The sequence below is a fragment of the Paenibacillus haidiansis genome (assembly GCF_036553665.1).
In the GTDB taxonomy this organism is placed as follows: Bacteria; Bacillota; Bacilli; order Paenibacillales; family Paenibacillaceae; genus Fontibacillus; species Fontibacillus haidiansis.
This window is the reverse complement of the sequence record NZ_JAZHPZ010000007.1, coordinates 141653-157148: the sequence shown is the minus strand read 5'-3', so window position 1 is coordinate 157148 and position 15496 is coordinate 141653. Positions and strand designations below refer to the sequence as shown.

The 15496-nt window shown below is 57.3% G+C and carries 11 protein-coding genes; all 11 read left to right on the top strand.

All coding sequences use genetic code 11. The features are described from left to right. Positions 1 to 47 precede the first annotated feature (47 nt). The 11 genes from mutS to V3851_RS15720 all read left to right on the top strand — a co-directional run bounded on the left by mutS (position 48) and on the right by V3851_RS15720 (position 15408). Entirely contained in the window at positions 48 to 2870 is a 2823-nt protein-coding gene (gene mutS / locus V3851_RS15770) for a DNA mismatch repair protein MutS (protein ID WP_331847513.1), read from the top strand. Positions 2871 to 3224: 354 nt separating this feature from the next. Continuing rightward, entirely contained in the window at positions 3225 to 5345 is a 2121-nt protein-coding gene (gene mutL / locus V3851_RS15765) for a DNA mismatch repair endonuclease MutL (RefSeq protein ID WP_331847512.1), read from the top strand. 16 nt (positions 5346 to 5361) lie between these two features. Beyond that, complete coding sequence (locus tag V3851_RS15760) at positions 5362 to 6141, top strand: class I SAM-dependent methyltransferase (RefSeq protein WP_331847511.1); 780 nt, start codon at positions 5362 to 5364, stop codon at positions 6139 to 6141. Further along, positions 6131 to 7105 carry a tRNA (adenosine(37)-N6)-dimethylallyltransferase MiaA gene (gene miaA / locus V3851_RS15755; protein ID WP_331847510.1) on the top strand — a complete coding sequence of 325 codons (975 nt, stop codon included), beginning with the start codon at positions 6131 to 6133 and terminating at the stop codon, positions 7103 to 7105. Before V3851_RS15760 ends, miaA begins: the two co-directional genes overlap by 11 nt. A 25-nt stretch (positions 7106 to 7130) precedes the next feature. Next, a complete protein-coding gene (hfq, locus tag V3851_RS15750) occupies positions 7131 to 7370 on the top strand; it encodes an RNA chaperone Hfq (protein ID WP_331847509.1) in 240 nt (79 codons plus the stop codon). Between the two features lie 159 nt (positions 7371 to 7529). Then, positions 7530 to 10205, top strand: a complete 2676-nt coding sequence (locus V3851_RS15745; RefSeq protein ID WP_331847508.1) for a transglycosylase domain-containing protein — start codon at positions 7530 to 7532, stop codon at positions 10203 to 10205. 183 nt (positions 10206 to 10388) lie between these two features. Further along, entirely contained in the window at positions 10389 to 10964 is a 576-nt protein-coding gene (locus V3851_RS15740; RefSeq protein WP_331847507.1) for a ribonuclease FAU-1 family protein, read from the top strand. Further along, positions 10951 to 11631: a YdcF family protein gene (locus V3851_RS15735; RefSeq protein WP_331847506.1), complete on the top strand. Its 681-nt coding sequence runs from the start codon at positions 10951 to 10953 to the stop codon at positions 11629 to 11631. The genes V3851_RS15740 and V3851_RS15735 overlap by 14 nt, the downstream gene beginning before the upstream one ends. Before the next feature lie 105 nt (positions 11632 to 11736). Then, positions 11737 to 12714 (top strand): AAA family ATPase, encoded by a 978-nt coding sequence (locus V3851_RS15730; RefSeq protein ID WP_331847505.1) that lies wholly within the window; start codon positions 11737 to 11739, stop codon positions 12712 to 12714. 18 nt (positions 12715 to 12732) lie between these two features. After that, positions 12733 to 14043: a GTPase HflX gene (gene hflX, locus V3851_RS15725; RefSeq protein WP_331847504.1), complete on the top strand. Its 1311-nt coding sequence runs from the start codon at positions 12733 to 12735 to the stop codon at positions 14041 to 14043. Positions 14044 to 14154: 111 nt separating this feature from the next. Beyond that, positions 14155 to 15408 carry a methionine gamma-lyase family protein gene (locus V3851_RS15720; RefSeq protein WP_331847503.1) on the top strand — a complete coding sequence of 418 codons (1254 nt, stop codon included), beginning with the start codon at positions 14155 to 14157 and terminating at the stop codon, positions 15406 to 15408. The last annotated feature ends 88 nt before the right edge of the window (positions 15409 to 15496 follow it).

Sequence of the window (15496 nt, the reverse complement as noted above, 5' to 3'; positions counted from 1 at the left end):
TAGCTATTGGAGTTCCGAGATGGAATCGTAATTTTGGAGGTTGCACAATGGCTACATATACGCCGATGATTCAGCAATATTTGAGTGTCAAAGCCCAGGCGCAGGATGCGTTCCTTTTTTTCCGGCTGGGCGATTTTTATGAGATGTTCTTCGATGACGCGCTTTTGGCGTCGAAAGAATTGGAAATTACCCTGACCGGCCGGGACGGGGGCGCGGAGGAAAGAATTCCGATGTGCGGCGTTCCCTATCATTCGGCCGACACCTATATCAACCGGTTGATCGAAAAAGGCTACAAAGTCGCAATCTGCGAGCAAGTGGAGGACCCGGCCGCCGCCAAAGGCGTCGTCCGCCGGGAAATCGTGCGGGTCGTCACGCCGGGTACGGTCATGGAAGGCAAAACCCTCGGCGAACGCGTCAACAACTACATATTGTGCGTGACGGAGCGGAACGGCCTCATGGCGCTCGCCACCTGCGATTTGTCCACCGGCGAGCTGTACGTCACCTCGGCGCCGAGCAGCGAGGAATGGCTCCGGGACGAGGTCGGATTGTACGATCCTTCCGAAGTGATCGGAGACGAGGCGCTGCTTGCCTACATTCGGGAGCAAGCCGCCCCGCTCGGCAAAACGGTGGTGTATACGCCTTGGAGCAAGGGAAAGGACGAGGACGGCCGCAAGCAATTCGGCGAAGCGGTCTGGATCCGGCTGGAGAGCGAGCGGCGGGATTGCATCGCGCTTCTGGTCGGTTACCTCGGTGAAACGCAAAAACGCTCGCTCGGACAGCTCACGAAGATTTCCTCCTATGAGCCGGAGCAGTACATGATCCTTGATCCGTTCACCCGCCGCAATCTGGAGCTGGTAGAAACGGTGCGGGAGCGGTCGAAGAAGGGCTCGCTGTTATGGCTGCTCGACAAGACCGAAACCTCGATGGGCGCGCGGCTCCTCCGCCGCTGGATCGACAAGCCGCTGTTGCAGCGGAGCCGGATCGAAGAGCGGCTGGAGGCGGTGGAGGCGCTGTATAACGGGTTTATACTGCGCGAGGATCTTCGCCTATCGCTGCTGGAAATTTACGATCTGGAGCGCTTGACCGGACGCATCGCCTACGGGAGCGCCAACGGCCGGGACATGATCGCGCTGAAATCTTCCCTGCGCCAGGTTCCGGCGATCAAGGATCTGTGCGCGTCGTCCCCGTCTTCGACGCTGCGGGCGCTTGCGGAGAGTATGGATACCTGCGCCGATCTGGCCGAGATGATCGAGGCGGCGATTGCGGACGAGCCTCCGGTCTCGGTGCGGGACGGCGGCATTATCAAGGGCGGTTATCACGCGCGTCTGGACGAGCTGCGCGAAGCCGGCAGCAACGGCAAACGCTGGATCGCCGAGCTGGAAGCGGCCGAACGCCGGGCGACCGGCATCAAGTCGCTGAAAATCGGCTACAACAAAGTGTTCGGTTACTATATCGAAGTCACGAAAGCCAATTTGCCGTCGCTGCCGGAAGGCCGCTACGAGCGGAAGCAAACGCTCGCCAACGCCGAGCGCTTCGTGACGCCTGAACTGAAGGAGAAGGAAACGCTCATTCTGGAAGCGGAAGAGCAGATGGCCGACCTCGAATACCGGCTGTTCAACGAGCTGCGGGAAAGAATCGCGGGCGAAATTCAGCGGTTGCAGCACTTGGCGGAGAAAATCGCCGAGGTCGACGTGCTCCGTTCCCTGGCGGCCATCGCTTCGGAGGGCGGATTTGTGAAGCCGGTTTTGAGCGACGGGTTCGATCTGGTCGTCGAGCAGGGCCGTCACCCGGTCGTCGAATCCGTGATGAAGGATACCTCTTTTATTTCGAACGGTACCGATTTGAAAAAGGACGGCGCGTCGATATTGCTCATTACCGGACCGAATATGGCCGGGAAAAGCACCTATATGCGGCAGGTGGCCCTGATATCCATCCTGGCGCAAATCGGCAGCTTCGTGCCGGCCGCGAAGGCGGAAATCCCGCTCGTCGACCGGATCTTCACGCGGATCGGCGCGGCAGACGACCTCATCGGCGGGCAGAGCACCTTTATGGTCGAAATGGCCGATATTCAGGTCATGACGGAAAAGGCTACGGCCAAAAGCCTGATCATCATCGATGAACTCGGCCGGGGCACCTCGACCAGTGAAGGGATGGCGATCGCTCAGGCGGTTATCGAATACGTCCATGATCATATCGGCTGCAAAGCACTGGTCTCGACCCACTTCCACGAGCTGGCCCATCTCGAGAACAGCTTGTCCGGCCTGCGGAATTACCGCATGGCGGTGCAGGAGAGCGGGGACAAGGTGCATTTTCTCCGCAAGCTCATTCCGGGCGCGGCCGATACGAGCTACGGCATCTATTGCGCTCGGCTCGCCGGACTGCCCGAAGGGATCATCGATCGGGCGTACGGCTTGCTACAGGGCTTCGAGCAAGCCGCCTCGGCCGTGACCGCCGGCGGGCCGCCACGCGAGCCGGCGGAGAGCGGCGCCGCCGAAGGCGACTCGGGCAGCGCCGTTGATGGCGCGGATCGGGCGCAAGCTTTCGCCGCCGGCGAATCCGCGGCGGTCGCAGCGGGGATTGCGGCCAAGGAGGCCGCGGCTTCTGCGTTAGTCGATCCAACCGAGTCTCGGACCGAGGCGACTGGGCTATCCAGCTTTGGCGAGGATCGGGAGGAGGATCGGGAGCCTGAGGTCGTTCAGCTCTCGATTTTTGCGGACGAGCCACCGGCTAAGAGGCCGAAACCAACCCAGGAAGATGCCGGGATGCGGCAGATCGTTAATATGGTGAAGAATGCGGATTTGATGAATATGACGCCGCTTGAAGCGATGCAGCTCATCAATGAACTGAAGCTGAAGGCGAAGCATTTGTAAATGGGTCTACGGCAATAGCTTCCGGGGCAAAAGAAGTTTCCGAAAACTGCAAAAGTGCATCTTTTTTCGTGATTAATCGCTATCTGGGGCTAAATGCCTGCAAAAATACATCTTTTTTACGTTTTAAGTTATGAAAGCTTGATTTCGGCCGTTAAAAACTGCAGAATTGCAGGTTTTTACTTTGACGGGAAGGCCCGGATGTAAATTCCTACACTTTTGCAGGTTTGCATTGTTTGATCGTTAAGGAAGCTGCGGAAATTGCCGGCAGTTGGCAGATGGTAGGCGGCACTTCGTCAACCGGCATATCAGCTAACTAGCAATGTCCGACTAACGGGTTTATAGGAGGGACAAATCATGGCAAAAATCACTGTGCTGGACGAGCATATCGCGAACCAGATTGCGGCGGGGGAAGTGGTGGAACGGCCCGCGTCCGTCGTCAAAGAGCTGGTGGAAAATGCGGTCGACGCCGGGGCGACGAAAATCGAGGTGCTGGCGGAAGAAGGCGGGCTCGAGTTGATCCGGGTGACCGACAACGGCTCCGGCATCGAGCCGGACGATTGTGAGGCCGCGTTTTATCGTCATGCTACCAGCAAGATCGGATCGGGCCGGGATTTGTACCAAATCCGCACCCTCGGTTTTCGCGGCGAGGCACTGCCGAGTATCGCCGCCGTCGCCAAGGTCCGGCTCGTTTCATCCAGCGACGATACCGGGCTGGGCCGGGCGATCGTCATCGAGGGCGGAACACTGAAGGAGAATGAAGATACCGCCGCGCCGCAGGGTACGGAAATGACGGTGAAAGAATTATTTTACAATACACCGGCAAGGCTGAAATATATGAAAACGATCCAGACGGAGCTCGGGCATATTTCGGATGTGATGTACCGCCAGGCGCTGGCCCATCCGGAGATTGCCTTCAGTCTGAAGCACAACGGAAACACGCTGCTGCAAACCCAGGGGGGAGGCGACCTGCTGCAGGTGATCGCCTCCATTTACGGAATCAATACGTCCAAATCGATGATACCGATCTCGGGGGAGAATTTGGACTACCGGATTTCCGGATTCATCGGACTGCCGGAGCTGACCCGCTCGAACCGCAGCGCGATGTCGACGATCGTGAACGGCCGCTTCGTCCGCAACCAGGGGCTCCAGCAAGCGATTCTGCGCGCGTATCATACGCTGCTGCCGATCAACCGCTATCCGCTGTTCGTGCTGTCGCTGGACATGCACCCCTCTTTGGTGGATGTCAATGTGCATCCCGCCAAGTTGGAGGTGCGGTTCAGCAAGGAAGCGGAGCTGAACGCATTCGTGGAGGAGACTGTGCGGGCCGTGCTGTCCGAGCAGGTGCTGATTCCGCAGGTCGTCAAGCAGCAGATTGGGAAATCGGGTTCCGGATCGGTGATCCAGGAACAGTTCCATTTCCCGGCGCGGCTGGAGGCGGCCCCGGCGAGCGCGGCGCCGTATGAAGCTGGAGGAGCGGGCGGCACCGGGCCTCGGCCGGGCGCGGGCTCGCCTGCGAGCTCGTCAAGCGCGCCGGGCGGCCCTAGCGGCGGCGGCCTTGACGCGGCCGCCGGCGGCAGTGCTGGCGCCGGCACGGCTCGCGGCGCCTATGGCGCGCCCGGTGCGCCGCGCCCTGTGGACGGCGCCTCCAGCGGCTTCGCGCTGCGCGAGCAGGCCGCGCCCGCTTACGGCGCCGGCGCCAACGGCAGCGCGCCAGGCGCATCGGGCGCCGCCGCGTCCGGCGCGCGCGGCTATGCGCAGCCGCAGCAGCGCCCGCCGCTGGCGGGCCAGCCCGGCAGCGCGCCGCAGGGCGGCTACGCATCCGCCCAGGCGCCCGCCGGCTCGGCCGTGCCGGAGGCGCTCTACGGTGCGCCCGCCCAGGCGCCGGAGCTGCCGGCGTTCCCGGAGCTGTCCCTGATTGGACAGCACCACGGCACCTACCTGATCGCCCAGAACGAACAAGGGCTCTATCTGATCGATCAGCACGCCGCCCATGAGCGCGTGAATTATGAATATTACTACGAAAAATTCGGCAATCCGGCCGACGCTTCGCAGGAGCTGCTCCTGCCGATTACGCTGGAATTCACGGCGGCCGAAAGCGAGAAGCTGAAAGAGCGGCTCTCCTGGTTCGAGAAAGCCGGGGTCATTCTGGAGCACTTCGGCGGCGGAACCTTCCGCGTCGTGTCATATCCCTACTGGTTCCCGCAAGGGGACGAGGCGGATATCATCCGGGAGATGGCCGAATGGGTGCTCGCCGAGCGGGCGATCGACCTCGCGAAGCTGCGCGAGAAATCGTCGATCCTCGTCTCCTGCAAGGCCTCGATCAAGGCCAACCAGAAGCTGACCAAGGAGGAAGCGGACACCCTGCTTCAGCGGCTGGCGGCGTGCAAACAACCGTATACCTGCCCGCACGGCCGTCCGATCGTCATCTCCTTCTCCAATTACGATTTAGAGAAATTGTTTAAACGGGTAATGTGAACGGAGGAAAGTACTTGTGATTATTACAACGGGGGATCATGCCGCCCCTGATGCGGTTCGCAGAGCCGCGGCTTTGGCACAAGAAGCCGGCGTGCAATATGTTCCCAGAAACCGGACTTCACTGAATAAGCTGGCGTCGAGATACAATGACCGGGACATTCTGGTCATTCTTGAAGGCGGAGCAAGACTATTCCGCTCGGGAGGCGAGGCCATGCTGTTTCATCCGAGCATGGCGTTCGTCCGGGCCAAGCGCCTGCTGAAGGGCGAAAGCGACCCCATGCTGGAAGCCGCTCGGATTCGTCCCGGCGACGTAGTCGTCGACTGTACGGCGGGCCTGGGCGCGGACAGCGCGGTGTTCGCACTCGGTGCGGGACCGGAAGGCCGCGTGCTCGCCCTGGAGGATTCGCTCCCGCTGTGGAGTCTGCTTAAAGAAGGTTTTGCTTACTATGTATCCGGGGTAAAAAAGTTTGACGACGCGCTGCGCCGCATCACGGCGAAGCGCGCGGAGCATTTGCGGGCGCTGCGGGAGATGCCCGACAAGAGCGCGGACGTCGTCTACTTCGACCCGATGTTTCGGAATCCGGTCGAGGAGTCCTCGGCGATCTCGCCGCTCAGAACCTATGCGAACGCGAGTCCGCTCAGCCCGGAGGCGGTTGCCGAAGCTTGCCGGGTGGCCCGCAAGACGGTGGTGCTCAAAGAAAAGAAGGGGAGCGGCGAATTTGAACGGCTAGGATTCGAGTCCGATCCGCGGCCCCATACGAAAATTGCGTACGGAGTGATTTCGCTTGACAAGTAACGAGAAACCGAAACTGCTGATCCTGCTAGGTCCCACCGCCGTCGGCAAGACCGCTCTCAGCATCGAGATCGCCAAAACATTCTCCTGCGAGATCATCTCCGGGGATTCCATGCAGGTTTACCGGGGAATGGACATCGGAACGGCGAAGATCACCCCGGAGGAAACGGAAGGTGTCCGACACCATCTGATCGATGTGCTTGAGCCGGACGAACCATTTTCCGTCGCCTTATTCCAGGAATGGTGCCAGAAGCTCATTCCGGAAATCCACGATCGGGGTAAGCTTCCTTTCATCGTAGGCGGTACGGGACTTTATATCGAATCCGTCTGTTATGAATTCCAGTTTACCGAAGCGGGCGCGGATGAAGACTTCAGGGCGAAGCAGCAGCGAGTGGCCGAGGATCAAGGGCCCGAAGTCTTGCATGCCAAGCTGGCGGAAATCGATCCTAAATCGGCGGCCCGGCTTCATCCCAACGATATCCGAAGAGTGATCCGCGCGCTGGAAATTTTTCACCTTACGGGAGATACACTATCTTCCAGTCTTGAACGCCAAAACAGACAATCTCCATACGATCTTTGCTTCATCGGTTTGACAATGGACCGTCAAATGCTTTATAACCGTATTGAACGGCGCATCGACGGAATGATCGAGGCCGGGCTTGTCGACGAGGTCAAGAGACTGCTGAACCGCGGGTTCTCCAGGGACCTGATTTCCATGCAGGGTCTGGGATACAAGGAAATCGCCGAGCATCTGCTGGACGGACTACCGCTTGAGCTAGCGGTGGAGAAGTTGAAGCGGGATACCCGCCGGTTCGCGAAAAGGCAGCTTTCCTGGTTTCGCCATATGAAGGATATCTCTTGGGTCGACGTGGGCGACGGCAAAAATTTTTCCGCGAATTTCGCGGCCGTGCGTGCTATAATAGCAGGAAAGTTTCCAACTGATCTTGAATATAATTCTAAACACTAATTGATTCCTATTGGGGGTACGGCTAATGAACAAGTCCATTAACATCCAAGATACATTCCTGAACCAGATGCGCAAGGAAAGCATTCCGGTGACCGTCTTTTTGACGAATGGCTTTCAGATCAGAGGAACGATCAAAGCGTTTGACAACTACATCATCGTTATCGATAGCGACGGCCGTCAGCAAATGGTGTACAAGCACGCGATTTCGACCTTCCAGCCGCAGCGCAATGTGTCGCTGATGCAGGATTCCCAGAATGAAGCTTAATCCGTGTTGAAACTTTTTTTGAATTAGTACGTTTAATGGTATAGGAAACGGAGCGGAGCAACCTGATCAGAGGTTGTTCTTTTCTTTCCTGGCCAAAAGGGTATTGGTCTAGTGATCAGAACTTGAATCCGAGACTGGTACGAAGGGAGTCAGAAAACCATGCCTACAAACAGACCGTCCAGATTGGAGCGGAACAGTAAAAGTAAAGCATCGCATAAATCGAATTCGCCGAAAGGTCCCAAAAAGAAACGGCTGACGGCGAAGCGGGTGCTGTGGACTTCGTTTTTCACAATCGCCTTTGCCGTGTTCTGTGCGATAGCGGGATATATGTACATTACGATCAGCGGCGAGAAAATTCTGGCCGAGAACGAGGATAAGCTTTTTATTTATGAAACGTCCAAAGTATATGATCGTACAGGTAAGCTGATGGGCGAGTTGTCCGTGAACCGCAGCGAACCGGTGGAACCGGAGGAGATTCCGAAGCTCCTCAAGGAGGCGTTTATCGCTACGGAGGACAGACGGTTCGAGGAACATAACGGGGTCGACCTGTGGGCGATCGGCCGGGCGGCGGTCAAAGATATTATGGCCCGCTCGCTCGTCGAAGGCGGCAGTACGATTACCCAGCAGCTCGCCAAAAATATGTTCCTGGATTTCGATAAGACCTTTTTCCGCAAAGCGACCGAAATGTCGATCGCGATGGCGCTGGAGCGCCACAAGACGAAGGATGAAATTATCACGCTATATTTGAACCGGATCTTTTTCGGCCAAGCATCTTACGGAATCAAGGCGGCATCCCAGCGGTACTTTGGCGTCAGCGACTTGGATGAGCTGGAATTGTGGCAAATGGCCACGCTGGCGGCCATTCCGAAAGGGCCTTCCAAATACAACCCGGTCGCCAATCCGGACCTGTCGAAGCAGCGCCGCGCCGTTGTGCTTGAGCTAATGTATCAGGAAGGTTATATTACCGCGGCCGAACGCGATGAGGCCAAGGCGGTCGATTATGACTATACGCCTCCGGCAAGAAGCGACAGCTATCAGGCGTTCAAAGACTATGTTATTAATGAAGCCGAAGAGAAATACGGCCTCACGGAGGATCAGCTCAACCGCGGGGGCTACAAGATTTACACGACGATGGATGCCCAAGCGCAGAAAGCGGTCGAGAAAGCGTTCGCCAATGACGATTTCTTCGAAAAGAGCGTCGACGACCAGCAGGTGCAAGCCTCGATCGTCATTCAGAATCATGCGAACGGTAGCCTTGTGGCGCTGCTCGGGGGCCGCGATTATGAACGCAAAGGCTTTAGCCGTATCAATAGCAGACGGCAGCCGGGATCGGCGTTCAAACCGATCGTCTCCTATGCGCCTGCTTTGGAAACGGGCAAATTCACACCGGATTCGCTGCTCAGCAATGAGAAGCAGTGCTTCGGCGATTACTGTCCTAAAAACTTGCACGGCTATTCCAAAACGATCGATATGACCACGGCGATAACGAAGTCGGAGAATATTCCGGCCGTATGGCTGCTGAATGAAATCGGGGTTAAGACCGGACTGAAATACGCGGAAGAAATGGGTATCACGCTGGACAAGAACGACCGCAACCTGGCCATCGCCCTCGGCGGCTTGACCCAAGGGACGAATACGCTGGAAATGGCCGGGGCTTACAGTGTGTTCGCCAATGGCGGGAAGTACAACGCTCCGTATTCGATCAAGATGATCGTCGACCACGACGGCGTAGAGAAATACACGTACAACGCGCCGAAAGCGAAGCAGGTGCTTAGCGAACAGACGGCATATAACATGACGGAAATGCTGCAGAACGTCGTCAACGACGGGACGGGGAAACGGGCGAAGCTGAACCGTCCGCTCGCGGGCAAGACGGGCACGACCCAGCACGGCATCAAAGGCCTGACCAGCAGCAAAAACCGCGACGTCTGGTTTGTCGGCTATACGCCGGAATGGACGGCGGCGATCTGGATGGGTTACGATACGCCGGATAAGAACCATCTGCTGAACGGCAGCAGCGGTCAGGCGGCCGCCTTGTTCTCGACGGTGATGACGGATGCGCTGCAAGGCGTGCCGGTGAAAGACTTCCCGGTTCCTTCAAACATGCAGCCTACTGAACCTCAGCAGGAAGAGGAAGAAGTTGTGGAGGTTCCGAGCGGACTTAGCGCCGCTTACAGCGAGGAGACCGGAACGGTCTTGCTGAACTGGACCGGCGTCAGCGATCCGGCCGCTTCGTACCGTATTTACCGGCGCGAAGCTTCGGAAACTGAGTTTACCTATTATATGGATGCTTCCGAGACTACGGCGGAGGATATCAGCGTCGGCATAGGCACCGGGTATGAATATTATGTAGCTGCGTACGACGCGGTGAACGATAAGGAAAGCGAGCCGTCGAATGTCGCCTCGGTCATGATCATGGTCGATGAACCGCCGATGGATGACATCGACCCGGATCAAAACGGGAACGGCGACTGGAATGGCGGACCGGGCAACGGTTCCGGCAATTCCGGTTCGGACGGCGGCGAAGGGACATTCCCTCCCGGGAACAACGGGAACAACGGACCGGGGAACGGCGGCGATAACGGCAACGGCCAAGGAAACGGCCAAGGCACTGGCAATGGTAGTGGCCAAGGCAACGGTCAAGGTCCGGGAAACGGCAACGGACCGGGGAACGGCTCCGGCAGTGATCAAGGCGGGGCCATTCCGGGAAATACCGGGGACGGCTCCGAAGGAACCCCGGAAACCGGCCAGCCGAGTAATTCCGGAACCGGAGACCAGGTCGAAGGCATTATAGTGAATCCGACGGGCGAAGCCGGAACGGATTCAGGAGTTTAAACAAGCAGGGATTTTGCGGCGGTTGCCGCCGAGAGAGTTTTTCCTTAAGCGGTAGCTTGGGAACAGCTCTTTTTTTTATCCGCGACCCGCGGCAACTTTTTGCCCTGATTCCGAATTCATTTTTGTGACTCACTATTAAATATGTTAAGCTGAAAGTACATTGTGTTGAAAGGGATCAGTCCTATGAAACGAAAATTCGGAGACCGAGCGAATTGGCGCCGCGTGACCCAGCGTCAATTCAAATCAAAGTATGTTGACAGCGAATCGTTTAAAGGCTATGTGACCTCATATACCATTCATGCGCTTAAAGACCCGTTGTGGAAGACTTATGGCGGCCATACCTTTCGCGTGGCCGACAAGGGGTATGTCTGGCTGCAATATTATCCGAAGGGCGCGCATTACGTGGTCACCGCCATGTTCGACGAGCAAGGCAGTATCGTAGAATGGTATATCGATGTATGCAAAACGCAGGGGGTCACCGATCAGGGAGTACCGTGGTTCGACGACCTGTACCTGGATATCGTCGTGCTCAAGAACGGCGAAGTATTCCTGCTCGACGAGGATGAATTGGACGAAGCGCTGGCCAAAGGCTTGATCACTGTAAGAGATTACGACATGGCCACCGAAACGGCCAATCAAATTCTCCAGGCGATCAGGGAGCAGAAATTCCCGTATTTCGCCATGTCGCTCGAACACTATCGGTCCGGATACGTGCAAACGGACTCGAAGCCACCGGGAGGGAAACATGGCAAGGTTTAGAGGAAGATCGCAAGTTTATTCGTTCGGCGGCAAAGAACGGAAGCGGCGCAGGCGTTGGCTATGGATTCCGGTCCTATGCATTGTTCTTGGGATAGGCTGGTGTCTATACGCACTTGCCGAAATTGGAAGCGTCGATCGGAACCCGGCGGCCGCCGAGACTTCCGTATCCGCGGAGCCGGCGGATGTCGGCATCGTGCTTGGCGCGTCGATGTGGGGCGACGAGCCGAGTCCGGGGCTGCGGGAAAGGCTTGAACTCGCTTTGCGGGGGTACAAAGCAGGCAAATTCCGCGTGTTTTTGCTCACCGGAGGGCTTGACCGCCCCGATTACCGCTATACTGAAGCGGAGGGCATGGCCAATTATTTGAAGGCAAACGGCGTGCCGGAATCCGACATGCTGCTGGAAAACAAAGCCACAAGCACCTACGAGAATTTAAAATTCAGCCGGGATATTATGGAAGAGAATGGGTATCGTTCGGCACTCATCATTACTCATACTTACCACGGCAATCGCGCCTATGAAATCGCCAAAACGTTGGATTACGACAACCCGCGTTTGTCGCTGATCGAGACGCAAGTTTTGAAGCCGTTCCAGACGACGATCCGGGAGGTTTTGGCGTATACGAAGTGGAAATTGGACCAGGCGGCCATCGCCTTCGGCTGGAAATGAAGAAAACTTCTAATAACGCGCAGGGAGAGAGAATACATTTTAAAAGAAGTTTAAGCCCTCCTTGGCAGATGGGGGTTCAAGAGCCCATAAAGAGGTGATTCATGGATGTCAGGGCGTGTGATGGCCAGAAGCGGTTCGCCCGAGGAAAGACCCTCCAGACAGATCAATGTGATTCTCCGCAGCTCCGAGCCGCCGGTAGTTTCGCAGAGCGTGCCCGAGAGCGAAGGTTTGACGAAGGCGAAGAGCACCCCGCAGCAAGGCTTGTTCGCCGAATTGCAAAAGGAAATGGACGGATTGGTCGGGCTGGATCATATAAAAGAGCTGATGTACGAGATTTTCGCCCTGCTGCAAATCGCGACGATGCGCTCGGAGGCGGGGCTGCTGTCCGGGGCGCAAGTCTATCATATGGTATTCAAAGGCAATCCGGGAACCGGAAAAACGACCGTGGCCCGCATTGTGGCGAAAATGTTCCAAAAGATGGGCGTGCTGAGCAAAGGGCATCTGATCGAAGTGGAGCGCGCCGACCTGGTCGGGGAGTATATCGGGCATACCGCCCAAAAGACCCGGGACCTGGTCAAAAAAGCGCTGGGCGGCGTGCTTTTCATAGATGAAGCCTACAGTCTCGCCCGCGGCGGGGAGAAGGATTTCGGCAAAGAGGCGATCGATACGCTCGTTAAAGCGATGGAGGATCAGAAAAATCAGTTTATTTTGATTCTGGCCGGGTATTCTGATGAAATGGATTATTTTTTGGCGACCAACCCCGGTCTGCCTTCGCGCTTTCCGATTCAGATGGATTTCCCGGATTATACGATCGATCAGTTGATTCAAATCGCCGAAGGGATGGTCAAAGAGCGCGATTATATACTGATGCCGCAGGCGATACTCAAATTGCAGCAGCACCTGCTGCGGGAAAAATGCGAAAGCGAGCATTTGTTCAGCAACGCCAGGCATGTGCGCAACATCATCGAGCGGTCGATCCGCCAGCAGGCGGTCCGATTGCTCAATCAATACAGCGGGGGTACTCCGGGCAAGCTGGAGCTGATGACGATCCGTACGGAGGATTTGAAGCTGGATAAGAAATAAGGAGCCGTGAACGATAGAATGCCAAAGACGCTATACGATACGAACTCGGTTATACCTGATCGGGCGGTGCTGGTCAGCCTGATTACGGCGGAGGTGGAGCAAAGCGGGCATAACCCGGAATATTCGCTGGAGGAATTGTTTCAGCTCGCCGAAACCGCCGGAGTCGAAGTGGCGGACCGGTTGGTCCAAACGAGGGACAAACCGGATCCGCGCTTTTTTATCGGCAAGGGGAAGGTGCTGGAGCTCCGCGATCTGATGGACGATTACGACGCGAATACGGCCATTTTCGACCAGGAGCTGTCGGGGGCCCAGGTGCGCAATCTGGAGGAAATTCTGGATGCGAAGATCATCGACCGTACCCAGCTGATTCTCGATATTTTTGCGCAGCGGGCCAAGACGCGGGAAGGCATTATCCAGGTGGAGCTGGCACAGCTCACCTATTTGCTCCCGCGCCTTGCGGGACACGGCCGCAATCTGTCCCGCCTCGGCGGCGGCATCGGTACGCGCGGTCCCGGCGAGAGCAAGCTGGAGACGGACCGCCGCCATATCCGCCGCCGGATCGGCGAGCTGAAGCGCCAGCTTGAAGAGGTGACCCGGCACCGCCGGCTCCACCGCGCGCGCCGTCAGGAAAACGGCGCGGTACAGGTTGCGCTTGTCGGGTATACGAACGCCGGGAAGTCCACGCTGCTGAAGGCGCTTACCGAGGCCGACGTGCTCGTCGAGAACCGGCTGTTCGCCACGCTGGATCCGACTTCGCGGGTCATGAAGCTGCCCGGCGGCAAAGAGGTCGTCCTGACCGATACGGTCGGATTCATTCAGAACCTGCCGCACGATCTGGTCGCCGCGTTCCGGGCGACGCTGGAGGAAGCGAACGAAGCCGATCTGATCCTGCACGTGGTTGACGCTTCCTCGCCGATGCGCCGGGAACAGATGGAGGTCGTCGGGCGGATCTTGGATGATCTTGGAGCGGGGGACAAGCCGCAGATCGTGCTTTTCAACAAGATCGATCTGTGCGGCCCGAAGCAGCTTGAGCTGCTCCCCGCAGGGAAGGATGCGCTGAAGATCAGCGCCCTGCGCGAACCCGATCTGGAATTGATCCGCGAGGCGGTGCAGCGCAAGCTTTCCGGGGGCCTTAGATCTTTCCGGATTCCGGCGGGTCGGGGCGACCTGACTCCGGTGCTGTATCGGGTCGGCGAGGTGATCGGCCAGAAGTACGACGAAGACGATATCGTCTATTCGATCGATATCAACCGCGGCGACTATGAGAAATTCGGTCATCTGCTGGCCCCCTACGCGGTTCCGGAGGAAGGGGAACAGCTTAGGCAATAGATAATACATGGTGGTTAGCGAATTAGCAAATTAGCGAAAAGAAACAGTTTGATAAGCCGGGTTGAAACTGCGGCTTTTTTGAACGCGTATATAAGGGAGAGGTAAGACAACATGACGGCATTTTCAGCGGAAATCGTAAAGTGGATCGAAGAGGCGGAGCGCCAGGCGGAAGCAAAATTCCGCGAAATCGACTCCATCGTCGACCGCAATCAATGGAAAGTGATTGAGGCGTTTCAGAAACATCAAGTGAGCGATTATCATTTTGCCGGGTCAACGGGCTATGCCTATAACGATCGGGGGCGTGAAGTGCTCGATCTCGTTTATGCCGACGTATTCGGGGCGGAGGCGGCGCTGGTGCGTCCGCATTTTGCCTCCGGCACGCATACGATCGCCACCGCTTTGTTCGGAGTGCTCAGACCGGGCGACGGTCTTCTGTACATCACCGGACGTCCTTACGATACATTGCACAAGGTGATCGGCAAACCTGGGGACGGCACGGGTTCCCTGCAGGATTTCGGCATCCGTTACAATGAAGCCGCGCTTCTGGAAGACGGGACGATTGATTGGGAGACGGTGGCTTCCAAGATCGACGAGCGGACGAAAGTCATCGGCATTCAGCGGTCGCGAGGCTATGATTGGAGGGATTCCTTCACTGTGGCGCAAATCGGTGAGATGGTCGCCAGAGTGAAGGAGCTGAAACCGGACTGCATCGTATTCGTCGACAACTGTTACGGCGAGTTTACGGAAGAGCGAGAGCCGACCCAGGTGGGGGTCGACCTGATCGCCGGTTCGCTGATCAAGAATCCCGGCGGCGGCCTGGCCGAGACGGGCGGTTACATTTGCGGACGCGCGAGGCTGGTGGAGCTGGCTTCCTACCGATTGACGGCCCCGGGAATCGGGGCGGAGGTCGGGGCGATGCTCGGCACGACCCGGGGCATTTATCAAGGATTGTTTCTGGCGCCGACGGCGGTGGGACAAGCCGTCAAAGGCGCGGTCCTCGCCGCGGCCGTATTCGAGCGCGCGGGCTTTGACAGCCGGCCGCGCTGGGACGCGCCGCGTACCGATCTGATTCAGGCGATCTCGTTCAGCGGTCCCGAGCAGCTGATCGCCTTCGTTCAGGGCATCCAGCGGGCCGCGGCGGTAGACGGGCATGTCGTTCCCGAACCTTGGGACATGCCGGGGTACGAACACCCGGTCATAATGGCCGCTGGTACATTTATTCAAGGCGGAAGCCTGGAACTGTCGGCGGATGCGCCGATCCGCGCGCCTTATACCGCATATATGCAGGGCGGGTTGACATACTCTCACGTCAAATTCGGCCTTTTGACAGCTTTGCAGACAATGAAAGACAGAAAATTGTTCTGAGAAGGACAGAGTTTTTCACTATATAATCCAGAGATTTCCTCTATCATATAATAGTCATGTAATATGTTCTGTAAGTTTTCTAACATAG

What these genes read in the sequence shown, in the direction of transcription:
- mutS (WP_331847513.1), top strand. Translation starts at nt 48, where the DNA reads ATGGCTACATATACGCCGATGATTCAGCAATATTTGAGTGTCAAAGCC.
- mutL (WP_331847512.1), top strand. Translation starts at nt 3,225, where the DNA reads ATGGCAAAAATCACTGTGCTGGACGAGCATATCGCGAACCAGATTGCG.
- hfq (WP_331847509.1), top strand. Translation starts at nt 7,131, where the DNA reads ATGAACAAGTCCATTAACATCCAAGATACATTCCTGAACCAGATGCGC.
- V3851_RS15745 (WP_331847508.1), top strand. Translation starts at nt 7,530, where the DNA reads ATGCCTACAAACAGACCGTCCAGATTGGAGCGGAACAGTAAAAGTAAA.
- V3851_RS15740 (WP_331847507.1), top strand. Translation starts at nt 10,389, where the DNA reads ATGAAACGAAAATTCGGAGACCGAGCGAATTGGCGCCGCGTGACCCAG.
- V3851_RS15735 (WP_331847506.1), top strand. Translation starts at nt 10,951, where the DNA reads ATGGCAAGGTTTAGAGGAAGATCGCAAGTTTATTCGTTCGGCGGCAAA.
- V3851_RS15730 (WP_331847505.1), top strand. Translation starts at nt 11,737, where the DNA reads ATGTCAGGGCGTGTGATGGCCAGAAGCGGTTCGCCCGAGGAAAGACCC.
- hflX (WP_331847504.1), top strand. Translation starts at nt 12,733, where the DNA reads ATGCCAAAGACGCTATACGATACGAACTCGGTTATACCTGATCGGGCG.
- V3851_RS15720 (WP_331847503.1), top strand. Translation starts at nt 14,155, where the DNA reads ATGACGGCATTTTCAGCGGAAATCGTAAAGTGGATCGAAGAGGCGGAG.